The organism is Kouleothrix sp. 19917, assembly GCF_057073505.1.
In genome coordinates this window covers 5,252,401-5,275,320 of sequence record NZ_CP097099.1, presented here as the reverse complement: position 1 = coordinate 5,275,320, position 22,920 = coordinate 5,252,401, and the positions used below count along the sequence as shown (strand labels likewise).

Annotated in this window: 15 protein-coding genes; 5 read left to right on the top strand and 10 right to left on the bottom strand. The window is 64.8% G+C overall.

The genetic code is table 11. The features are described 5' to 3' along the window. Positions 1 to 113: 113 nt before the first annotated feature. Both M1P90_RS21335 and M1P90_RS21330 read left to right on the top strand, forming a co-directional pair. Positions 114 to 950, top strand: coding sequence for an alpha/beta fold hydrolase (locus tag M1P90_RS21335; protein WP_483697342.1), 837 nt, complete (start codon positions 114 to 116; stop codon positions 948 to 950). Positions 951 to 1,099: 149 nt separating this feature from the next. Continuing rightward, the gene (locus M1P90_RS21330; protein WP_483704669.1) at positions 1,100 to 1,372 is read left to right on the top strand and encodes a metal-sensitive transcriptional regulator; all 273 of its coding nucleotides are present in this window, start codon (positions 1,100 to 1,102) and stop codon (positions 1,370 to 1,372) included. Positions 1,373 to 1,498: 126 nt separating this feature from the next. Here M1P90_RS21330 and M1P90_RS21325 read toward each other — a convergent pair whose 3' ends face one another. The 7 genes from M1P90_RS21325 to M1P90_RS21295 all read right to left on the bottom strand — a co-directional run bounded on the left by M1P90_RS21325 (position 1,499) and on the right by M1P90_RS21295 (position 11,095). Further along, on the bottom strand, positions 1,499 to 2,449 hold the full coding sequence (locus M1P90_RS21325; RefSeq protein WP_483697340.1) for a tetratricopeptide repeat protein: 951 nt from the start codon (positions 2,447 to 2,449) through the stop codon (positions 1,499 to 1,501). After that, a complete protein-coding gene (locus M1P90_RS21320; RefSeq protein WP_483697338.1) occupies positions 2,446 to 4,194 on the bottom strand; it encodes a peptidoglycan D,D-transpeptidase FtsI family protein in 1,749 nt (582 codons plus the stop codon). The genes M1P90_RS21325 and M1P90_RS21320 overlap by 4 nt, the downstream gene beginning before the upstream one ends. 15 nt (positions 4,195 to 4,209) lie before the next feature. Next, a complete protein-coding gene (locus tag M1P90_RS21315; RefSeq protein WP_483697337.1) occupies positions 4,210 to 5,538 on the bottom strand; it encodes an FtsW/RodA/SpoVE family cell cycle protein in 1,329 nt (442 codons plus the stop codon). Positions 5,539 to 5,852: 314 nt separating this feature from the next. Beyond that, a complete protein-coding gene (locus M1P90_RS21310) occupies positions 5,853 to 7,094 on the bottom strand; it encodes a L,D-transpeptidase (protein ID WP_483697335.1) in 1,242 nt (413 codons plus the stop codon). Between the two features lie 124 nt (positions 7,095 to 7,218). Beyond that, positions 7,219 to 7,575 (bottom strand): DUF983 domain-containing protein, encoded by a 357-nt coding sequence (locus M1P90_RS21305; protein WP_483697334.1) that lies wholly within the window; start codon positions 7,573 to 7,575, stop codon positions 7,219 to 7,221. Positions 7,576 to 7,682: 107 nt separating this feature from the next. Beyond that, on the bottom strand, positions 7,683 to 8,600 hold the full coding sequence (locus M1P90_RS21300) for a universal stress protein (protein WP_483697333.1): 918 nt from the start codon (positions 8,598 to 8,600) through the stop codon (positions 7,683 to 7,685). Between the two features lie 470 nt (positions 8,601 to 9,070). Next, entirely contained in the window at positions 9,071 to 11,095 is a 2,025-nt protein-coding gene (locus tag M1P90_RS21295) for a hypothetical protein (protein WP_483697331.1), read from the bottom strand. A 318-nt stretch (positions 11,096 to 11,413) separates the two neighbouring features. On the opposite strand from M1P90_RS21295, the gene M1P90_RS21290 reads away from it, so the two are divergent. Continuing rightward, positions 11,414 to 12,580 carry a M20 family metallopeptidase gene (locus M1P90_RS21290; protein WP_483697329.1) on the top strand — a complete coding sequence of 389 codons (1,167 nt, stop codon included), beginning with the start codon at positions 11,414 to 11,416 and terminating at the stop codon, positions 12,578 to 12,580. Positions 12,581 to 13,186: 606 nt separating this feature from the next. On the opposite strand, the gene M1P90_RS21285 is transcribed toward M1P90_RS21290, so the two are convergent. The 3 genes from M1P90_RS21285 to M1P90_RS21275 form a co-directional block, all read right to left on the bottom strand. Then, positions 13,187 to 13,849, bottom strand: a complete 663-nt coding sequence (locus tag M1P90_RS21285) for a PQLLE family protein (protein ID WP_483697328.1) — start codon at positions 13,847 to 13,849, stop codon at positions 13,187 to 13,189. A gap of 832 nt (positions 13,850 to 14,681) precedes the next feature. Next, positions 14,682 to 18,110, bottom strand: a complete 3,429-nt coding sequence (locus M1P90_RS21280; protein WP_483697326.1) for a leucine-rich repeat domain-containing protein — start codon at positions 18,108 to 18,110, stop codon at positions 14,682 to 14,684. Between the two features lie 776 nt (positions 18,111 to 18,886). Next, a complete protein-coding gene (locus M1P90_RS21275) occupies positions 18,887 to 20,269 on the bottom strand; it encodes a bifunctional metallophosphatase/5'-nucleotidase (RefSeq protein ID WP_483697325.1) in 1,383 nt (460 codons plus the stop codon). Between the two features lie 376 nt (positions 20,270 to 20,645). On the opposite strand from M1P90_RS21275, the gene M1P90_RS21270 reads away from it, so the two are divergent. Together M1P90_RS21270 and M1P90_RS21265 are read left to right on the top strand one after the other, a co-directional pair. Further along, positions 20,646 to 21,494 (top strand): methyltransferase domain-containing protein, encoded by an 849-nt coding sequence (locus M1P90_RS21270; protein ID WP_483697324.1) that lies wholly within the window; start codon positions 20,646 to 20,648, stop codon positions 21,492 to 21,494. Between the two features lie 90 nt (positions 21,495 to 21,584). Then, positions 21,585 to 22,331: a methyltransferase family protein gene (locus M1P90_RS21265; RefSeq protein WP_483697322.1), complete on the top strand. Its 747-nt coding sequence runs from the start codon at positions 21,585 to 21,587 to the stop codon at positions 22,329 to 22,331. Positions 22,332 to 22,920 lie beyond the last annotated feature (589 nt).

Below are 22,920 nucleotides of genomic sequence, written 5' to 3'. Positions count from 1 at the left end.
GCGCAACAACCATAACCAACATACGAGCTTCGGCGGTTCTATGGTATAGTAAATGCCGTGAACGACATGCACGCGCCTTACCTGAACTGCCGCCAATACAGACGGGCACTCTTATGAGTATCATGGTCGTCGATCAGCAAGTCGTTCATTATGAAGTCTTCGGCTACGGGCAGCCAGTGCTGTTTCTGCATGGCTGGCTGGGCAGCTGGCGCTACTGGTTCCCCACCATCGAGCGCGTGGCCGAAAATTTCCGCACCTACTCGTTTGATTTCTGGGGCTTCGGCGACACGCGCCTGGGCCAGTCCACCCCCGAAAGCATCCAAAGCTACTCCGATCAGGTTATTCGCTTTCTCGACGAGCTTGGCATCGACCGCGTGGTGCTGGTGGGCCACTCGATGGGTGGCATGGTCGCGCTGAAAACGGCGATCAACCACCCCAAGCGTGTGAGCCGCGTGGTGGCAGTTGGCGCGCCAATTGTGGGCGATTCGCTCTCGTGGCTGCTGAAGCTGACCGACCGGCCGGTGCTTGCCGATGCGTTTGCGCGCGTGCCGTGGTTCCGCCGCTATATGTTCCGCATGTTCCTGGGCGAAACCAACGACCCGGCCGTGAACGAAATCCTCGACGACAGTGTGAAATCCAGCTCCACCACACTGCGCCGGGCGGTTGGCTCGATGTGGCGCACCGATTTGCGCCCAGAGCTAAGCCGCCTGACCGTGCCGGCCCTGATTGTGCATGGCGGGCGCGACGAAATTGTGCACCCCAATCAGGCCGACCTGTTCGATAATATTCCCAGCGCCGAGGTGGTGGTGATGCCCGAAAGTCGCCACTTTCCCTTCCTCGACGAAGCCGATTTGTTCAACGAAACATTGCTGCGCTTTCTGCGGCAGGATGCCCCGCGTGCTGCGCCACGGCGGATGCGTGCCCGACAGAACTCAATCGTCAGCAGCTAAAATCGGCTTGACACCCGACAGGCGAAGGAGCAGAGAATGCTCCTTCGCTTTTTTGTTGGCTGCACACTGCACACATGTCTTGACGTCGCCCTTTTCAGATGATAGAATCTCCCTACCCCCCTGGGATGGGGGAGAAAGTATGAGGCGTGATGGAAACCAAGCAACAACTCCGCAACCGGCTGAAATCGATCGAGGGGCATGTGCGCGGCATTGAGCGCATGGTCGAAGAAGATGCCTACTGCGTGGATATTATCAAGCAGACGCTGGCGGTGCAGCGTGCGCTGGAGAAGTTCAACAGCATTATACTCGAGCGGCATTTGCAGGGCTGCGTGACGACCGCCATTCGCAGTGAGGATGCGGACGAACGCGAGCGCGTGATTACTGAGCTACTGCAAGTGTTTGAGACGAGCAGCAAGATATAGATAGCGGGGAGTCGGGAGTCATGTTTCAGAAGTCAGTCGATTGAAGCATGGCAACTGGCCTGTAATAGAGATGTTGAGCATCGGGGTGGCAGCGCCGCCCCGGTGCTTTTTTGCTGGAAATGCGCGCTACTGGCCCGGCAGCTCGCGCTGCAAGGCGTCGGCGGCGCTTTGTAGCGTGGGGTCGAGCGTGAGCGGCGCGAGCGTTGCCATGTCGGCGCGGGCGAGGTCGTCGCGGGAGGTGGCGTGGTAGGCCAGGGCGCGCGCCAGCAGCGCTTCGGAGTATTCGGGCTGGAGCGCGAGCGCCTGGGTGAAATCGGCGATTGCGGCGGCCTGGTCGCCAAGCGCGGCGTGCGCCTGCCCGCGGGCGTAGTAGGCGTTGGCAGCGCGCGGGCTGAGCTGTAGCGCGCGGTCGAGGTCGGTGATGGCGCTGGCGGGCTGGCCTTCGGCGAAGCTAAGCAATGCCCGCTCGTACAGCGCATCGACGTGCTGCGGGTTGGCGGCCAGCGCCGCCTCGTAGGCTAGCCGCGCGCCGGCAAAATCGCGCAGGCCGTGGAGCGCGCTGCCCTGGCGGTAGCGGTAGTCGGCGGCGTTTTTCGGGTCGAGCTGGGCGAGCTGCCCGTAGTTGGCGGCAATTGCCTTCAGGTCGCCGCGCTGCTCGAGCAGGTGCAGGCGGTTGAGGTAGGCGCGGGTGTAGGTGGGGTCGAGCTTGATCGCGGCGGCGTAATCGGCCAGCGCGGGGTTGGCCTGGCCCAGCGCGGCGTAGGCCAGCGCGCGGTTGTTGAATGCGCGGGCGTTGGTGGCGTCGAGCGTGATCGATTGGGTGTAGTCGGCGACCGCTGCCTGGTTGTTGCCCTGATCGAGGTTGGCATTGCCGCGCTCGTAGAAGGCCAGCGCCTGGGCCTTGGGGTCGCCGCCAGCCTGCGCGGTGGCGATGGCGGCGTTGTAGGATGCGAGTGGCGCGGGTGTTGCGGATGGCCCCACCTGCTGCGCGCCAAAACCCGCGCACCCGAGTAAGACGAATCCGGCGGCAGTCGTGGCGACGAAGCGCGCACAAGTTCTCAGTCGCCAATTTTTCATGGCTGCACTCCCAGCGCGGCGGCCAGCACCTGGCGCGCAATCGGCAGGGCCGAGCGGCTGCCTTCGCCGCCGTTCTCGGTGATGACAGCAATGGCGAAGCGCGGCTGATCGAGCGGGGCGATGGCGACAAACCAGGAGTGTGGCACGCCACTGGTTGTTTCGGCGGTGCCGGTTTTTGCGCCGATGGCCACACCGGGCAGCGCCACTGGCCTGGCATAGCCGATTTCGACCGAGGTTTGCATTGCGGAGCGCATCTGCTGGGCGGCCTGCGGCGAAATCACCTGGCGCAGCACCTCGGGCTTGGCGCTGTACAGCACCTGCGGGCCGGCCTTGGCCTGCTGCACGAGGTAGGGCCGCATCAGCCGGCCGCCATTGGCGATCACCGCGACCATCTGGGCCATGTCGAGCGGGGTGACCAGCGCCTGCCCCTGGCCGAATGAGGTGTCGGCCAGCGCGGCCGGGCGGGTGAGGAAACTGACGCTGTTGGCGATGGTGCCGGCCTCGGCAGGGATGTCGCGCAGATCGGCAGTGACGCTCACGGCGTCGGCGGCGCGCAGCCCGAAGCGCGCGGCATAGCCGGCAAAGCGCTCGGGGCCGAGGGCGAGGCCAAGCTGCGCAAAGGCCGTGTTGCACGACCACGCGTAGACGCGCCGCAGGTCGGACGGGTTGCCGGTGCGCGCGGCGAGGTTTTTCACCGCGTTGACGACAGGCGGCGCGCCGTTTTCGGTTTGCAGCTGCTCGGGGCAGGTGACCTGGCCGTCGGCGCCGTTCACAACTTTGGCGTCGAGCGCGGCTGCGCCGGTAAGGGTTTTGATGACCGAGCCGGGCGCGTAGCGGCCCTGGGTGGCGCGATTGAGCAGCGGGCTGTCGGGGCGGGCGCTCAGCGCGGCGTAGGCGGCCTGCACCGTGTCGACATCGGCCTGGCTGGCCTGGGCTGGCAGCACAAGCTGGTTGGGGTCGAAGCGTGGGAAGCTGGCGAGCGCAAGAATTGCGCCGGTGCGCGGATCGAGCAGCACCACCGCGCCGACTTTGTCGCCGAGCGCGGCCTGCGCGGCCTGCTGAAGATTCATGTCGAGCGTGAGGCGCAGGTTAGCGGCTGGCCCAAGCTGTGGCGCGGTGCCAAGCAGGCGCGCCCGCAGGATTGCCTCGGCCGAACGATTGCTCGCGCCAGAAAGGTAGCTGTCGAAGGTGCTTTCGACGCCGGTGGTGCCGTACAGGCGGCTCTGGTAGCCAACGATCAGGCCGACGTCCGGGTTGGGGTAGACGCGCCGGCCATTTTTTGTGAAGGCCAGCACGGCTTCGTTGCGATCCAAAATCGTGCCGCGCGTGATCACGCTGCTGGCGACCGGCCAGACGCGGCCATTGCCAAGCGCAGTGCGATCGGCCGGGCGCAGCGTGGCGGTGTCGGGCTGGCCCGATGCGGCGGGCTGCAAGAGCGCGGTGGCCTGCTGGCGCACCGCCGCCGCCTGGCTGACCTGCTCGCGGGTGAGCTGCAGGCCAACCGCTGCCAGCCCCAGGCCGAACACCAGCGCGAGCCGGCCCATGCTGCGCACCAGCGGCGCAGAATTGCGGTCGAGGATGGCGCGGGGCAGCAGCGAAAAGAGCCAGACCCCAGCCAGTAGTTGCAGCCGCCAGATCGCTGTGTCGCGTACAAACAGGCCCGCGCCAACGATGGCGAGACCAAGAGCAGCGCCAAGCAGGGCCAGGGTGTAGCGGCGCTGGGGTGTGATGGCGAGGCGTTTCATGCGCAAGGCTTCCTGCTAGAGCACGCGTGGGTCTTTCTGCGCGGCCGAGATGCGCAGCAGAATGCCGACCATGGCAAAATTGACGAGCGTGGACGAGCCGCCATACGACACAAATGGCAGCGTGATGCCGGTGAGCGGGATGAGATTAGTGGTGCCAGCGGTGATCACCAGCGCCTGCGCGACAATCGCGGTGGTGAGGCCGGCGGCGAGCAACTGCTGAAAGCTGTCGCGGGTGCGCAGTGCGATCTGGTAGCCGCGCACGGCGAACAGGCCGTAGCAGAGCAGCAGCGCAAGCCCGCCGAGCAGACCTAATTCTTCACCAATTGAGGTGAACATAAAGTCGGTGTGGCTTTCGGGCACCATCGTGGGGGCGCCCAGGCCGAGGCCCGTGCCCGACCAGCCGCCGCTCGCCAGGGCATACAGCGCCTGCACCATCTGGTAGCCCGTGCCCAGCGGGTCGGCCCAGGGGTTGCGCCAGGCATCGACGCGCACGCGCACATGCGCAAACACCGGGTAGAGCGCCGCCGCACCAATCGCGAAAGCCAGCAGCCCAGCGACGACGTAGCTGACGCGCCCAGTGACGAGAAACAGCATCGCCAGGAAGATCGTGAAAAACAGCAGCGCCGCGCCGAGGTCTTTCTGCACCACAATCAGGGCAATGGTCACGCCCCACATCAGCAGCAGGGGCAGCAGGTATTGTGGCGGCGGCAGGCGCAGCGGCCCGAGCCGAAAGACGCCGCTGCCAATCAGCATGCGCCGTTCGTCGAGGTAGGTGGCGAGGTAGACCACCAGCAGAATTTTCAGCAGCTCGACTGGCTGAAGCTGAAACGGCCCGAGGTTGAGCCAGAGCCGCGCGCCATTGCGCTCGACGCCAAAGACGGCGGCGACAAACACCAGCGCGAGGCCAAGCAGGAGCCAGCTGTAGCGGTAGTGTTTCAGCCAGCGCATGCGCCACGGCACAAAGCTCGCCAGCGCCAGCACCAGCACGCCGCCCAGCACCCACACCACCTGCTTCAGCGCAACGCCGGTGTAGACCGCGCCATAGCGCGCCACGAGGTCGGGCTCGAGGCGGCGCGTCATCACCAGGCCCATGCCGGAAAGCAGAGCCGCCAGCGGCAGCAGCACCTGATCTTCGCCCCAACCGCGCAGGGCCAGCGCCAGACTGAGCGCCAGAAACAGGCCAGCGAACGCGCCAACTATCGCGATGTCGACCGAGCGCACCAGCCCGCCGCTGCCCAGCACAAGCGTGCCGAGGCCAGCAGCCAGCAGCAGGCAGGCAGTGATCAGCAGTTGAAGCTCGCGCGAACGGCTGGTGAGTTTGCTTCGAATGGGCTGTGCAGTCATGAAACGCTCTTCGCGCTGTGCAGCGGTGGCAGCCATTCATGCGGGCGGCGCTGCCAGGATTGCGGCAGTATACCAGAAAGTTCGCGGCCGGGGCGGGCGGCAGAGTGACGGGGTGACACGATGACTGGGTGATGGGGGTGAAAGGGTGATGGGGTAAACCTGCAAACCCAAGTGGCAGTAAAAAACGACGCACTACGCCGTTGCACACGAGTGCGTAAAGCGTAGTGCGTAGCGCCTGCTACTAGCCGATGAAAGCATCAGAATGCTAACACCAAACCCTATTCCCCAACCCCAACCCCCGCGCTGAAAGCGCACTAATAATGAATATTGACCTGCGTGCCAATGTCGGCCCACTCGTAGAGCCACTGCGCATCGTCGATATTCAGGTTTACGCAGCCATGCGAGAGGCGGAAGCCGGAGCCCCAGCGGTCGTGCCAGTAGGTGCCGTGGAAGGCGACACCGCCAACAATATACTGCACCCAGGGAATGTCGGGCACGTACCATGTCTCGCCGCCCGCCGAGCCGGCCATATCTTCCATAGCATATTTGCTATAGATCGCGAAGGTGCCGGTTGGCGTGTTGAAGCCATCCTTGCCGGTGGCGACCGGCGCGGTGAATACGGGCGTGTCGCCTTCGTAGGCCGTCAGGTGCTGCGCGCTCAGGTCGACATCGATGCGGCGCGTGTAGAGCTTGTTCGACCAGTCGGGCGTGCCGGCGAGCTGGCTGCTGGTGGGAAAGGCGCCATTCTGCAGCAAAGCCGCCTGCCGGCCCAGATCGGTGAGCTGCACTTCGTGCAGGGCGGCGAGGTTCAGGCCCAGCGCCTTGGCTTCCTGCCGGTAGAAGCTGCCAAGCTCCTCGGGGTGGTATTCGAAGCGGGCGCGCTCGAAGTATTGCGCCAGCCGCACCGTACCGTCGGTTGGGCTTGCTTCCTCGAACGGCTCGCTGATTGGGTAGCCAAACACGGCCAGGCCGCCGCGCTTGTTCCAGAAATTGAGGAACGCGCCGCTGAGCGTGTGCTGCGTTTCGGGAAAGAACAGCGTGCCGTCTTCGGCCTTGCCAGCGGGAAAGGCACGATCGCCAAACAGCTGGCGGCCCAGCAGCGAGAGCTGAACCTGCGCATCGGTGCCAGCCGCCTCGGGGTGGTATTCAAAGCGGGCGCGCTCGAAATACTGCACGATGCGCCCACCCTCAACGATTTCTTCGCTGAGCGGGTAGCCAAGCACCAGCACGCCGCCATGCTCGCGCCAGAAATCGAGAAAGCCGGCGCGGTTGCTGACATGGTGGCCAGTGGCCGAAAAGAACATGTTCTGCGCAAGCGGCAGGCTGGCTGCCGATGTCGCGCCGAGCGTGCGGGCCAGCGCGTCGCGCCGCTGCTGATCGGCATTTTGCGCGGCGGCAACCACCGCCTGGGCTTCCGCCCGTGGCATGGGCGCAGAGAAATCGGAAACCTCGGGGACGGGCTGGGCGCTGGTTGGGCGGGGAAGAAACACTAGCAGCGCGGCGAGCGCGGCAGCAAGTGCCGGGACGACAAGCAGTTGGGTGCGAGAATGGCGCATAAAGGCCTCGGTGACAAAGCGGCACGATCTAGAAGGTACGATACCATTCTTTGTATTATATGTACATTTCAAATTCCTGACTATACGCAAATTGTCGCAGTATGCAGGGCATTCGTAGAGCCAGTTAGTCTTCGAAGATCGAGCCGGTGAGGTAGAGAATGCTGGTCCATAGCCCGCGCGCGTGCCGGTAGAACAGCAGGCCGCAGCCCACCGTGGCCGCGCCAATCAGCAGAATCAGCACCAGCGCGGGAATATCGGTCAGCACGCCAAGCAGCCCGCCCACCACCAGGGCGAACGTGGAGGTGAGCGTCATGTTGATCGCCATGCCACCTGTCACTTCGCCGGCGTCGCGCTCGAAAATGACGCCACACACCGGGCAGCGCACGTTCATGGTGAAGAGCGAGCGAAACATGCGGCCGTGCTGGCAGGCCGGGCAGATCAGCAGCAGCCCCAGCGATAAAATTCGCAGAATTCGCAGCATCCGTGTACTCGCAGCCTGCGCGCCATGCGGCGGCGGTGGGGGCAGCACTGGTTGGCCATTATGCAGGGCTTGCATTGTAGCACGGAGTGGGCGAATGGCAAATTGCGCTAGTGCGAGGGCACGATCAGCAGGGGCGCGCCGGCCGCACGCAGCAGCGGGCCCAGCGTTTCGTGACTGGATCGGCGCTGGGCGCTCGTGTGAGGCGGGTTGGCCACAACAATCAGGTCGGTGGGGCGCTGGGAGGTTTCTTCCGCCAGCGCATCGAGCGGCGTGCCCAGGCCGATCACGGCGGTGATACGCGCCTGGCTGGCGCGCGCTTCGCCAAAGTGGGTTGCATAGGCCTGGCGAACGCTGGCGGCCAGCATGTCGCGCCGGGCGGCCAGGCTGGTGCCGGTGCCGAGCAGGTCTTCGATTGAGGGCGCGAGTGTTTGCAGCACCACCAGCTCGGCGCTGGCGCTGTGCCCCAGGGCCAGCGCGTGCGCCAGCACATGGCGCGCCTGCACCGAGCCGTCGAGCGGGGCAAGGATGTGCCGCAGCTGATCGCTGCGCGGGTGCAGGCCTTCGCGCACCAGCAGGATGGGAATGTTAGCGTGCTGCGCTACAAGGCTTGCCACACTGCCCAAAGCCCAGCGCCGCAGGCGGCCGTGGCTATGCGTGGCCAGCGCCAGCAGGCTGGCGTTGTGGTGCTGCGCGGCCGCGAGAATCGTTTCGGCTGGCATGCCGGCTTCGATGCTGTATTCCACCGCGATTCCGGCAGCCAGCAGTGGCGCGGCCTGAGCGGCGAGGTAGGCTTGAATTTCGTGCTGGTGCTGCTGCCAGTGCGCGTACTGCTCGCGCGCCCAGCGGCCACCCGGCGCGGCGGCGGGCAGGTCGGGCGTGTGTGTCACCGGGTATTCGTGCTCGGGGTCGGTGACGACATGGAGCAGCACGACGCGGGCGCGGAGGGCAGGGGCCAGCTGCCGCACAAAGGGCAGCACCTGTTCGGCCAAGGCCGAGCCATCGAGCGGCACCAGGATGGTTTGCATAGCAGCCTCGCTTTGCGTAGTGGCAGGCAGGCCAGCGGCCACGGCGCAGGCGAGTTGCGGCGTTGCAGCGGGCTGGCTCTTGTATGCTAGCAAGGGCTGGCCGCGCACATGGTGAAGGTTTTATTACCGGGGGTTGTGTCCTGCCAATGCGGGTAGAAAGTATACGCTACAGAGCGCACTACAGCAGTTTGCAGTCGGCAGTTGGCAGCAGGGCAATGGCAGCAACAGAGTATTCCAGCAGTTTGCAGTTGGCAGTCGGCAGGTGGCAGCAGGGCAGCAGGGCAATGGCAGCAACAGAGTATTCCAGCAGTTTGCAGTTGGCAGGAGGCAGCAGGGCAGCAAGGCTAGGGCAGCATTGGAATAAGAGCGAGATCTATCCACAGATGACGCAGATATGAAACTTCTCATCTGCGTCATCTGTGGATGGTTCGTTTGCGCTGCCGACTGCCAACTGCCAACTGCCAGAGTCGTTACTCGCTGTGTCCGGCGGTCGAGTCGGGCGGGGCGAACTGCGCGCGCAGCAGGGGCAGGCTTTGCTCGTTGACGGGCGTGAGCGAGGCGATCAGGGCGTGCAGGCGCGTTTGCCGCTCGGCGGGGGTGGAAAAAATGTCGTTCAGGATCAGGCCGATGCCCTGGTCGGGCGCGTCGGGGCGGTACACCAGCGTGGTGATGCCAGCCGAGTTTTCGTTCTGCATCACGCGGTAGCGATACGCGCCGGCAGTTTGCTCTTCGCCCAGGTTCTGGCTGCCGCGCGGGTTAAAGCTTGGCAGTAACAGCACATTCTGAAATTCGCCTTCGTAGAGCAAAATAACCTGATTGTCGCGCCCGCCGTTCTGGAAAGCCAGGCCGCGCATGTGATTGTCGGGGAGTTGCAGCGGGGCCAGCAGATTGCCGGTCTGGCGCTGCGCAGCATCTTCGATGGTCAGTTGGGCGCGCCGATCCACGAATGGAAAGCGGACGCTGCCCATGCCAATGCGCTGCACCACGCCTGCGCTGCTGGGCAGCGTGAAGGGCGCACTGGCGGGCGCTTCGGCCAATAGCTCGAACTGCTGCGCGCGAAGTGGGCGCTCGGCGGTGCTTTCGGCCGCGCCCTCGGCCAGCACGGCCACGTCGAGCAGGGCGTATGTTTGCGCGTCGATGGTGAGAATCACGCGGGCGGGCGCGTCGCTGGGCGCGGCTTCGGGCAATTGCGTGGTGGTGTAGGTGAGCAGCACGGCCGGCCGGCCCAGCAGCGTGGTCTGGCCCAGCTGCGTCGCGCCGATTTCGCGCGCCTGCGCCAGAAACAGCGGGCCGGGGTCGCTCGGCTCGTCCTGGCTGTCGCGCCCGACAATCGACGCCTGCGGCTGGCCGCGCAGCAGCGGGATGATCGCCGCCGCCTCGGCTGGCGCAAGCTGCACGTCGGCCGATTGTGCGCCAAAGGCGCGCTGGCCGCTATAGCGGAATTGCGCGATGCTCTTGCCGTCGCTGGCGATTTGCAGCAGCGGCGCGGCGTCGTTGCCTTCGGGGGTGACGGTGATTGCCAGCCGGTGCGGCGCGGCGTAGTCGTACCAGCGCTCGATGATCACATCCTGCTGGCCGCCGCTTTGCACGCGATACACTTCGTGCAGGATGCCACTCGTCAGCGCGGGCTGCTCGAAACGATGCAGCGCGGCGGCCAGCAGCTCGGCCGGGTTTGTGATGGCCGGGCGCACGCTGGCGGCGGGCGCGGCGGCGCGGCTGGCAAGCCACGAGGGCACCGCCACAATTGCGGCGGCCAGCAGCAGAATGCCCGCCGCCAGCCCAAGCTGGGCGCGCCGCCGACCGGGGGCCTGTGGCGCGGCCGGGCGCTCGTCGACCAGCTCCAGCAGGCGTTCGGTGAGCGCGAGCGGCGGCGCGGCGGCGAACAAGGCCGGCACGGCGCGCGGCAGCAGCTCGCGCACGGCCAGCACGCCATCGCGCAGCTCGCGCATGGCCGGGTCGGCCAGCAGGTCGCGGCGCATGGCAAGCTGTTCGTCGTCGCTCATCTCCCCCTCGGCCCAGCGGTCGAGGCGCGCGAGCGCGGCGGGCTCGGCACCGGCGGGAACGAGCCCGAGGGCGAGCGCGGCGCGCTCGCGCAGCTCGGCTAGAGTGGCGGCGGCGCTAAAGGTGCCAAGCAGCGCGTCGGTGTCGGCGGCGCTGTGGCCGCCAAGCAGCGCTAGCCCCACCTGCAGGCGCGCCAGCGGCGTGAGCGCGGCCAGCACGCCCAGCAGCGCGTCGGCGGCGGCGGCATCGAGGCCGGTGTGGGTGATCTCGGCCGGGCGGAAGTTCCAGCGGCGGCGCGGCAGGCGCTGGCCCAGCAGCGCGCGCGCCAGCGTAGACTCGGCGTCGTCGGGTGTGGTGTTGGGTGGGAGCTGGCGGAAGGCGCCTTCGAGCAGGGCCGCCGCAGTGCTGGCGTCGCCGCTGAGCAGCAGCGCCAGGCGAAAAAAGCGCTCGTGATATCGGTACACCAGGGCGCTGCGCGCAGTGGTGGATGGCATGCAAAGCCTTTCTACAGGATGTGCGGCGCGGCGCGCTCGCAGGAATGAGGATCGGTGAGGGGCGCGTGGCGTGGCACCCGTGCATGATTCTAGCACGCCGACCGGGGGCGCGGCAAACCTCCTGAACCCGCAACCGAATGGCATAAAGCGCGCTGTGATGCCGCAAACAGCCATTCGAAACCGGCGCTTTTTCTCACCATTATTTAATCCGCAGCGGCGGTATAATGGCGGCGCGCTGCGCATGTGCTTGCCTGCTCGGCAGGAGGCAAAGCCTCCCCAAACCCCACTGTGAATATGTTGGCAACGAAAGGGAACATAATGATCCAGACACCCGAAGCGCAGGCGATCTCGGCATATCTCGAGACGCACCTTGATACCTATATTGAAGAGTTGCGCGCATTGTGCGCGATAGAGTGCCCAACGGCCTCCAAGCCGGGCGTGGACGAGGCGGGCGCGTGGGTGCGCGCATGGGTGCAGGCGCGCGGCTGGGAGCTGCGCGCGTGGCCCGACGCGACGGCGGGCGACAGCCTGGTGGCGACGGTGCGCGGCAATGGGACGCTGCGCGTGCTGCTGGCGGCGCACCTCGATACGGTCTACCCGGTGGGGGTGGCGGCCGCGCGCCCGATGACGATCGAGGGCGATGTGCTGCGCGGGCCGGGCAGCGCTGACAACAAAAGCGGGCTGCTTTCGGCGCTGTACGCCATGGCCGCGCTGGAGGATTTGGGCCTGCTCGCGCCGATTGGCACGCTCAGCCTGATGTGCGGTGGCGACGAAGAAACCGACATGCGCTCGTCGCTGGCGCTGATGCACGAGCTGGCCCCCAGCTACGATATGGTGTTTGTGCTGGAGGCCGGGCGCGAAAATGGCGACATTGTGGGCGCGCGCAAAGGTGGCGGCAACTATGTTCTGGAAGAATTCGGACGGTCGGCGCACGCGGGCGTGGAGCCAGAGAAGGGCGCGCACGCCGTGCTGGCGCTGGCCCACCACACGATTGCCCTGCAGGCGCTGAATGGCCTGCGCCCGGGTGTGACGCTCAATGTCGGCGTGGTGCAGGGCGGCACGGTGCCCAACGCCGTACCCGACTACGCGCGCGCCACAATCGATGCGCGCGTCGTCGCGCCCGAGGACGTCGAGCCGCTGGTGGCGGCGATGCGCGAGGTGGCCAGGCGCGAGGTGGTGGCGGGTGTGCGCGCCGAGCTGGGTGGCGGCTGGGGCGCGCCGCCAATGGCCCGCACGCCGGCAATTGCCGCCCTGGCCGATCTGGCGGTGGCCTGCGCGGGCGAGCTGGGCTTTGGCACGCGTGCCGCCGCGACGGGTGGCGTTTCCTACGCGAACTACTTCGCGGCGCTCGGCCTGCCCGTGCTCGATGGCCTTGGCCCGGTCGGCGGGCTCGACCACAGCCCGCAGGAGTACATTCTGGTTTCGAGCATTGTGCCGCGCACGGCGCTGCTGGCGCTGCTGGCGCTGCGGGCGGCGCAACGGTAGGGTGCTCGGGCCGCAGGGCCGTGGCTGTCTGGGCGGGCCCGCCCTGCCATGCTTGCTCGGGCCGCAGGGCCGCTATGCTTTCTTTCAAACCAGTGCCAGCTTGAAGCCAGCTTGCTCGGGCCGCAGGGCCGCTATGCTTTCTTTCAAACCAGTGCCAGCTTGAAGCCAGCTTGCTCAGGCCGCAGGGCCGCTAGGGCTCCCGCCCCAGCACCCCGGCCAAGGGCTGCGCCCTTGGAACCCGAATGAATGCCAACTCGACTGAAAGGCAGTGCTGTCATGCCTCTGTTGTGCCAAAAAGCTGGCAACGGACGATGAAAGTAGCACTGTTTATAGAAGCTATCAATCTGGCACACGTTGTATCATCAGATGCCGGCGCGGCCCGCAACGGAGGCATGACAGTCAGGAATTTCGCATGCCAGCCACGTTCTTTTTGGGGTTCGGGGCAGCGCCCCGACGGCGGGGTTGTTAGGGGCGGCGCGAGCCCCGGCGGCCTTGCGGCCCGAGCAAACAGCATATCGGGTTGGTACTGCCATAGGGGGCGGACACACAGGTCCGCCCACGACCGAAGGTCCGCCCACGACCGAAGGTCCGCCCTGACAAGGCACCCTACGAAAGCACGCGCACGCCCAGCGCCTCAAGCAGCTGCGGGTCGCTGCGCAGCGCCACCCGCGCCACCTCAATGAACTCGCCCATCCACTCGTCGAGCGCGTCGAGGGCGGCGTCGCGCGCCTGCGTGGCCGATTGCGCCTCGCCGCGTTCGTCGCTCTGGCGGGCCTGCGCATCTTCCAGCTCGCTCACTTCGGCCAGGCCGGCGGTGAGCTGCGCCTCGGTGATGTTGAAGCGCGCCAGCCGCGCCAGGATGTCGGGTTTGTGCAGGGCGTGGGTGTAGAAGGCGCGCGCCTGGCTGGCCCAGCCGCTGACGGTGCGGCTGCGCCGCCCATCGAGTTTCATGGCGTCGAGGCTGCCGCGGTCGCCTTTCAGCGCCAGGCGCGCAAGCTGCACCAGCGGGGTATAGGTCGATTGCGCCTGCTGCCAGTTTGCTTCCAGCGAGTCGGTGGCGGTGAGCTGCTGGGCATACTCGTCTTCCTGCGCGGTTTGTTTGCTCGTCGCCGCGTCGAGCAGGGTTTGGCCCACGGCGATCACGGCGGCGCTGTAGCCATAGGCCGCCAGCTTGGTGGCAATGGCTGTGTTGCTCTGGGCGTTGTCGATGGCGGTGCGGGCGCGCGCCAGCCGACCGGCGATCGATTCGATACTGGGCGAAGTTGTCATCGCATTGTTCTCCTGCTTCAAAGACATTTGTCGTTGATGCCGGGCCATGCGCGAATACGCTGCCGCTATGGGCTACAAGGGTTGTGTACGTGGTACATTGCCTTTGACGGGCGGTACATTGCCGTTGACGGGCGGTACACTGCCTTTGACGGCTGGTACATTGTCTTTGCCGGCTGGTGCATTGTCTTTGCCGGCTGGTACACTGCCTTTGCCGGACGGTACAGTGTCTTTGCCGGCTGGTACACTGCCGTTGCCGGCTGGTACAGTGTCTTTGCCGGACGGTACAGTGCCGTTGACGGGCGGTACATTGCTGCGAGCGAGCGGAACAGCGTGTTGTGCGGGCGGGGCATCGTGCGAAAGGTGAGAACCAGAAGCGCCGGGGCGTTGGTGCGCCGCAGGCAGAGCGGCAGGAAGCAGCGGGGCGAATTGGCGCTATGCTAGCACGTTGGGCGGGGATTTGTCAATAGGGTATATGCGATGATCTGGGGCGTGGCTTGCTTTTACGCCAGTGCCAGCTTGAAGCCAGCTTGCTCAGGCCGCAGGGCCGCTAGGGCTCCCGCCCCAGCACCCCGGCCAAGGGCTAACGCCCTTGGAACCCGAAAGAATGCCAGTTCAACTGAAATGCTGTGCTGTCATGCCTCCGTTGTGCCGGGTGCTGGCAGCAAACGAGAAAGGAAAAGAACGAATACAAACGCTGCTCACACCCGCCTTTACAGAAACAGCCTGCGAAGGCAGGCTTCGCCAGGTGTAGCCCGCCCGTTCACGGGCCGGGCGCAATGCATAAGGGTGGCTTGCTAGCGGCGAGCGCATAGATACCCGCCGCTGATATTCCCTACAAAATAACCCACTTCAGGTTAGGCAATTCCTTTAGCACGCTTAGATCACTCACCTTCACGTTATCGAAATAGAGGAATTGTAGCTTTGTCAGCTCCTTTAATGCACTCAGATCCTTTACCTGCATATCGCTGAGAAAGAGTGTGGTCAGTTGCCTGAACCCTCTCAATTCGTTCAAGTCCGTTATATGCATATTGCTTATATAAAGATTGGTCAGTTGCTTCAGCTCCTTTAACATACTCAAGTCTGTCATTGATCTATCCCAAAGCGTCAGTTTGGTCAGATGTGTCAACTCATTTAAGATGCTCAAATCTGTCACCTGCGTATCGCTGAGATTAAGTGTAGTCAGATGTGGAAGTTCCTTCAACAAGCTCAGCTGACTTACTTGCATATTGCTAAGAGTGAGCGTAGTCAACAGCGTCAACTTTTTCAAAACACTCAGGTCTGTCACCTGCATACCACTGAGAAAGAGTGTGGTCAGATGCGATAGCGCGGCCAAGCTGCTAAGATCTGTCACGTTTGTGTTGTTGAGATTAAGTGTAGTCAGATGTGTCAACTTATTCAGGATGCTCAGATCCGTTACCTGCGTATCGCTTAGATTAAGTGTGGTCAGGTGAGGAAGTTCCTTCAACAAGCTCAACCGATCTACTTGCATCTTGCTAAGACTGAGCGTGGTCAACTGCGTCAACTTTTTCAAAACACTCACGTCTGTCACGTTTGTGTTGTTGAGATTAAGCTCGGTCAGCTGCGCCAGCGCGGCCAAGCTGCTGAGATCTGTCACCTTTGTGTTGTTGAGATTAAGCTTGGTCAGCTGCGCCAGTGCGGCCAAGCTGCTGAGATCTGTCACGTTTGTGTTGTTGAGATTAAGCTCGGTCAGCTGCGCCAGCGCGGCCAAGCTGCTGAGATCTGTCACCTTTGTGTAGCTGAGATCAAGCGTGATTAGTTGGGATAGATCAGCAAGCGCTGGCAACAAAGCGACATCGCTCACTCGCACACTTGTACGCTGTGAAAGCAGCCGCCTTGCAAAGCGTCGATAGTCGAAGCTGGGCCAGGCTTCATCCATTGCCCTTTCAATTGCTCCGTGTGCGGCTGGCAGGTAGCTCTCGATCGCGGCCAGCGCCTTGTCGCCGCCAATGCGTGCCAGCGTGGCAATGCAGGCCGCGCCGGCAGCAATATTCGGCTGGCGCTCGGCCACGAGGTAGGGAATGGCGTGCTCGCCAGCCGCCGCCACAAGGCGCTGCTGCTCGGCGGTGTAGGGCGGGAAGAGCGCCTCGGCAGCCTTGAATATTTCCTCGCGCAGGGCGGGGTCGATATTGCCAGCAGTTTCCAGGCAAGCCAGCGCCAGCGCACGGTGACCGGGCGGTGTGTTGGGGGTAGGCAGCGGCTTGTCCGGTTTGGGCTTGCGCTTGTGGCGCTTGCCATACAACAAGCCGCGTAGTAATTCTTCGCGCTCAATCTGCTTGAAGGTGCCAGCAGCTAAGGCGATGGTTTCGCGCCAGCTTTCGTCGTTCGCTTTTCCAAGCAGAAAATTAACTTCGGCAGCATCGGCAATCGCCCGCGCCGTGAAATATTCCTGAAACGAGCGATGCGGGAAGTCGATCATGCCATCGGCTGGCTCGCGCAGCAGGCCAGCGCGCTCAAGCAGGAATGCCAGCACGCGGTCCGGCTTTGTATCTGCTAAACCCTGGCGCGGCAAAAACTGCCTGAACTGATTTTCGGCGGTTTCCCGGTCGATCTCGATTTCGTCGCCACGCATCATACGGAAGGCCAGGTCCTCAAGCAATTCGAGCCATTGCGAGCTATTCAGCTTTGGGTAATCTTCGTGCGACACCTCGCGCCCGGTATCGCGCTGTTCCAGCAGCATGTTGATGCACTCGCGGTACAGCTCGATGCGCTCGCTGGGCAGCGTATTCTGCTGCTCGAGGTGCAGCGCGCAAATCATCGAGCAGAGGAGCGGGTTGCCGGCCAGCCTGCGCATGCCGGCCTGCGCATCAAGCCGCCCCTTCAGGTGCGCGGCCGCCACTGGCAGCTTGGCGCGCTCGGCCGGGTCGTCGCTGGCGCGATCATAGGCACTGTGCCACTGGTCGATAAACGTGTTGATCGCGCTCCGGCTCATCTCCTTGATCGCCACTTCGGCAAAGCCAGCCTCGCGCATCCATTCGTGCCACTCGGGCCAGTTCTTCGCGCTCACCGCCGCTGGCCGCGAAGTAACGATATAGCGGGCATTCGGGTGCCGGCGCACCAGGCGTTGCAGGCGCTCAAGAAATGCCTCACGCTTGCCGGCTGGCAGCTCGTCCACCCCATCGATCAGCAGCACGGCCCGGCCATTATCGAGCTGAAGGTGCGCCCAATCTTCCGAAGGGCAGCGCCCGGCCAGGTCGGGATCGACCTTGAGCACATATTCTTCTGGCCGTGGGAAACCTTGCGCCGCAGCCTCGCGCAGGCGAATAAAGAAGGGAACCGCATTGTTCCACAGGCTCAGCGCGCCACGAAAATCGCGCCCCGCCGACTTCACCGCAATCCACTGCAACAGCGTGGTTTTGCCCGAACCCGGGTCGCCACGCACCACAATACGCCGCTCGGTCGCCAGCACAGTGTCAATTGGCCCGGCCCCGCTTGCTTCACCTTCAGCCGCTGCGGTGCGTCCGGCCTCGGCAACTGCCTGGTGCAGCACTTTGCTCACGTCGTCGCCGCGCGCGGAAGCCCGGTTCTCTACCTCTACCGTCACATAGGCTACATTCAGGCGCTGGCGGCGCAGGGCCTGGTTCAGTCGGCGCACGCCAATCAGCTCAAGCTTGTCGAGGTTTTCTTTAATCGCATCGCGGTACATCTGCTCAAAGCGCGCAATATCCTGTTCGGGCTGGCGCAGCAATGCCTCCAGCACGGCAATCATCCGCTCGTCGCGCTCGGCGCTTGCGTCCTGCCCGTGCAGCAGCTCGGCGTCGCGCAGGCTGGCATAGCCGTGCAGCTCGGCGGCAATTGGAATAATCGCCTGCGAGGCACTGGCGATTGCGCGCTTGTATATGTCGGTCTGGCGGGCGGTCAGCGTTGTGGTGGCGTCGGGGCGGTGGGTCAGCAGGACATCGGTCAGGCGGCGCGAGTCCACCCGGCTTTCGAGCACCTGCTCGGCGTCGGTCTGGCGCAGGGTTATCAGCAGCTCGCGCAGCACCGCCACGCGGTCTTCGTTGTTCAGCCCCGCCTCGGCAAACACCGGGCGCAACTGCGCCGCAACGTGCTCGCCCACCAGGCCCAGGCGGTCGCCGGCCTCGCGCTGTTCGCGCTTGCCCTTGAAGCTGTCAACCCCCTTTTCCAACAATTCGGGCGCAAGGTCTTTGATCACTGGGTAGTCGTCGAGCATCGCGGCAAGCAGCGCCTTCGCCACCGAAGGGCCAACGCTGAACAGCAGGGCAGTGGTGAGTGCTGGCATAGGAGCCTCGTTGGTTTTCAGGCATTCAGGACGGGGATAGGATAGCACGGCGGCGGCAGAGGATGCAAGGGGTGGGCAGCCCGCGCAGGCGGGCTTCGCTCTGTGTAGCCCGCTGCTTCAGCGGCTGGGCGTGGTTTTGCTCAGGCCGCAGGGCCGTGGCTGTCTGGGCGGGCCTGCGTGCCCGCCCCGCTGTGCTTGCTCAGGCCGCAGGGCCGCTAGGAGTGCTTGCCAGCAGGGCATGTACTTGCGATGAAAGCAGTGCCAGCTTGAAGCCAGCTTGCTCAGGCCGCAGGGCCGCTAGGGCTCCCGCCCCAGCACCCCGGCCAAGGGCTGCGCCCTTGGAACCCGAATGAATGTCAACTCGACTGAAAGGCAGTGCTGTCATGCCTCTGTTGTGCCAAAAAGCTGGCAACGGACGATGAAAGTAGCACTGTTTATAGAAGCTATCAATCTGGCACACGTTGTATCATCAGATGCCGGCGCGGCCCGCAACGGAGGCATGACAGTCAGGCATTTCGCATGCCAGCCACGTTCTTTTTGGGGTTCGGGGCAGCGCCCCGACGGCGGGGTTGTTAGGGGCGGCGCGAGCCCCGGCGGCCTTGCGGCCCGAGCAAACTGGTTTACTCGCAGGTACTGCCTGCGGCCTGAGCAAACAGCACATCGGGTTGGTAAAGCTATAAGGGGCGGACACATAGGTCCGCCAAGACAGGTCCGCCCACGACCGAAGGTCCGCCCAGACAAACGGGACGAACACATAGGTCCGCCCAGGCAAAGCCCTACCCCAGCCGCCCCATCGTCACCACTGCCGGGCGATGCGCCGCCAGGTATTCTTCCAGCGCCTCGCGCAAAATGATCGGGATGTCGTACTGCGGCTGCAAGCCCCACTCCTGTGGCGCGTAGCCGCCATAGCGCTCGAACTCCCAATCGGTGGCGGCCACGCGATACGCGCGCGCCGGGTCGAGCGGCTGCCCGCCAACGAGCAGCTGCCCATCGCGCCATTCCGCGCCGCTCAGGTGGAACAGGCCGCGTGCCGCGCCGCGCAGCTGGCGCGAAGTCTCCGCCGCATAGGCCGGGTCGAGGCCGCGCTGCACCAGCGCCAGCAGCTGCGCGCCGCTCAGCTCAACCACGCCGGGGTTGGCCGGGCTGCTGCATACTTCCCACAGCGCCAGGCGCGGCAGGATGCCGCCCGGCAGCGGCCCGCTGAACGCCTGCCCAACCGCGACCAAGCCCACCTCTGCATCCATGCGCTCGCGCATTGCGTCGGCCATCAGGTTGCCCGCGCCGCACTCGCGGTCGGTCGCAAAATCAAGCGGCGTGGCCAGCTCGCCAATTGGCTCGCTCAGGAACTGCGCCACCTCGTCTTCCAGACGCGCCACCTCGGCCAGCACCGCCGCCGACGCGGGCGTATCTTCCGGCACGGGCTGCACGCTGGCCTGCGCGTGGAGCTGCCCATCTTCCCACATAACGTCGATTCGCCCGAGGTGCTGCGCATACTCGCCCGCCTGTGCCACCAGCACGCTGCCAATCTGCTCGCCGCTGGGCAGCAGGTCGTGCGTGTGCGCGCCGATGATGATATCGATGCTGCCCTGCAGCGCGGCAGCCAGCTCGCGGTCGTCGGGCAGGCCCAGGTGCGAAAGCAGCACAATCAGGTCGGCGCCATCCTGGCGCAGCGCCGCCGCCAGCTCGCGCACCAGCGGCGCGGGCTCGGGCATCTTCAGGCCGAACCACTGCTCGTAGCTGCCGTCGATGCTGGCGGTGAGGCCCAGCAAGCCCAGGCGCAGCCCGCCCACGCCGAGAATAGCGCGAAGCTGCACGCCCGGCACGGGCGAGCCGTCGGGGTTGCGCAGGTTCGCCAGCAGCAGCGGGTAGCGCGCCGCCGCCGCATGGTCGGCCAGCACCTCGGCGCCGTAGCGCAGCGGCGCGGCATTGCCGACGGTTGCGGCGTCGCAGCCGGCCGCATGGAGCAGGTGGTGCATTGCAGTGCCTTTGGTCAGGTTGCTCAGCCGCACCGAGGTGTCTTCGCTGTCGCCCGCGTCCATATACAGCACTGGCGTGTCGGGCTGGGCCGCGCGCGCCTGCGCCACCAGTGTGGCCACGCGCGCCAGCCCGGCAATGCGGCCGTGCATGTCGTTGGTATGCAGAATCGTGAAAGATGGCATTGATTTATTCCTTTGTCTATCCGGTTCCGCGCCGCCGCCATCATAGCACGCCGGGCTGCGCGCCTGTATGGTATAGTCATGCGCGAGAGCTGATAGCAGTTTACAGGTTGCAGGTTTGCGAGTTGCAGGTTTGCGAGTTGCAGGTTTGCGGGTTGCAGATCACACTCCCTGCCAACTGCCAACTGCCAACTGCCAACTGCCGACTGCTTGGTTCTCGGTTCCGTGGTTCTGCGGTTCCCGGTTCCGTGGTTCTGCGGTTCTGCGGTTCCGTGGTTCTGCGGTTCTGCGGTTCCGTGGTTCTGCGGTTCCCGGTTCCGTGGTTCCCAGTTCCGTGGTTCCGTGGTTCTGCGGTTCTGCTGTGCGAAGGAGTGCCCAAATGAGCGAAGCTGCTGAGCGCGCCGACGCGCCCGAGCCTGCCGACCTGCATCGCGCCATGGTCGATGATCTGGTCAAGCGCGGGCTGATCACTTCGCCCGCCATTGCGGCTGCCTTTCGGGCCGTGCCGCGCCACCTGTTCCTGCCCGAGGTGCCAGTCGCGCAGGCATACAGCGACCAGGCCATCCCCACTAAGCACGAAAACGGCCGTGCAATCAGCTCCTCGTCGCAGCCGGCGATCATGGCGATTATGCTGGAGCAGCTAGCTGTGCAGCCCGGCCAGCGCGTGCTGGAGATCGGCGCGGGAACGGGCTATAACGCCGCGCTGCTGGCGCAGCTCGTTGGGCCGGAGGGCGCAGTTGTAGCGCTCGATATCGACGAGGATATTGTGGCCGGGGCACAGGCGCATTTGCGCGCCGCCGATGCCGCGCAGGTGCAGGTTGTGCAGCACGATGGCGCGCATGGCTACCCGCCGCTCGCGCCCTACGACCGCATCATTCTCACCGTGGGCGCGTGGGATATTGTGCCGGCCTGGCCCGCGCAGCTTGCGCCCGGCGGCCGGCTGGTGCTGCCGCTCACGATTCTGCCCGGCCTGATGCTGTCGGTGGCGCTCGAAGCCGATGGTGAGGAGCTACGGAGCGTGTCGGCGCGGCCGTGCGGCTTCATGCCCTTGCGCGGCGAGCACGCCCACCCGGCCACCTGGGAATGGGCCGAGCCCAGCATCACGATCACGCCACGGCTGGCGCGGCCACTGCCCCGCATCGAGTTCACGCTTGAGAAAGAATGCAGCAGCGTGCAATTGCGCTGGCCCTCTGCGCCGCCCGCGCCGCTCGTTCTGCCGGAAAGCTAGCGTGATATCGTGTTACCGGCTGGGCGCATGAAACGCCTGTGTTGGCGTGTTCCGCTGTTGCCCTGCGGCGACGTATAGTACGAGGTCGTGATGCCTCTTTTCCCAAACATTCCCGAGCGCATGCTGTTTTTCGGCCTGAACGCCGGGCCTGGCCCTTTGTTCGATCTGTTTGGCGCGGTGGGCTTCCGGGCCGTGCTGGCGGGCGTGCAGCTTGGCGTCTTCGATGCGCTTCAGGAGCGCCCGCGCACGCCCGCCGAGCTGGCTGCGCGCATTGGCGCCAGCGAGCGCGGCATGGCGGTGCTGCTCGAAACACTCGTGCCGCTGGGCTACCTGCGCAAACAGGGCGCGCGCTATGCCAACAGCCCCATGGCGCGCAAGTGGCTGGCGCGCAGCTCGCCCGACACCATCGCCGATGGCTTTATCTACTGGGGCGCGATCCTGCACGAGCTTTGGGCGAACCTCGACGAATCGCTGCGGCAGGGCGCGCCGCCCACCAACCTCTACGAGTGGATCGAAACGCGCCCCGAGGTTTCGCGCGCCTTTCAGCGCTGGATGGTGGCGATTGCGCATATGAACGCGGGCGAGATTGTTGGCAAGCTCAAGGTGCCGCCTGCGGCGCGGCAGGTGATCGACATTGGCGGCGGGCACGCCATGTACAGCGTTGCGCTCTGCCAGCGCTACCCGCGCCTGCGCAGCACCGTGATCGACTCGCCCGAGGCGCTGAAGGTGGCGGAAGAAACGGTTGCCGCCGCGAACCTGGGCGATCGCATTACCTTATTGGCGCAGGCAGTTTCCGGGCATGCTCGGGCAAACCTCTTACGCCAAAGTTGCTGTTAAGCTACGCCCTACGCACGATATTCCGAAGAACGGAGTGCGTAAAGCATAGCTCAAGCATTGGTGCAGAAGAGTACTACACTGGCTTGCACTTCAGGGAAACGCAGGCAAGCGTTCGCGGAGGCTTTTGTCCATCAAAACGCCCACCCCTGGCATCAGGCGAGCGAATACGCATCCACTGCCCGCAGAACAGGCCGGGCACCCCTATTGAAAAACCCCGCGAAACGCACTAAGATACCATGTGCTGCCGGTATATTCGAACCATTGCGCCGTGCTGATACACGGGCCAATAGCGACAAGCGCGCTGATCGTCTGGCGCGCCAGCGACCGAAACGCTCACCCTCGCTTGCGCTCTTCTTTTCGGCAAAAACTGCGCCGCCCGGCTATGGCCTGCAACGAATTTCGGGTACGGCGGGGGCATACCATAGCCCAGGGCAAACCGATCGAGCCACACAACCACCCGTACAACTGCGCCGCGCCGTAAACCATGAATAGCTGCCCTGCGGTTCTTGTTTCTTGGTTTTCTTTTCGTATTAGGCACGCTAGCAGGTGAGCAAATTGCCTGCATTCCTCTTTTTTATGCCAACTCCAT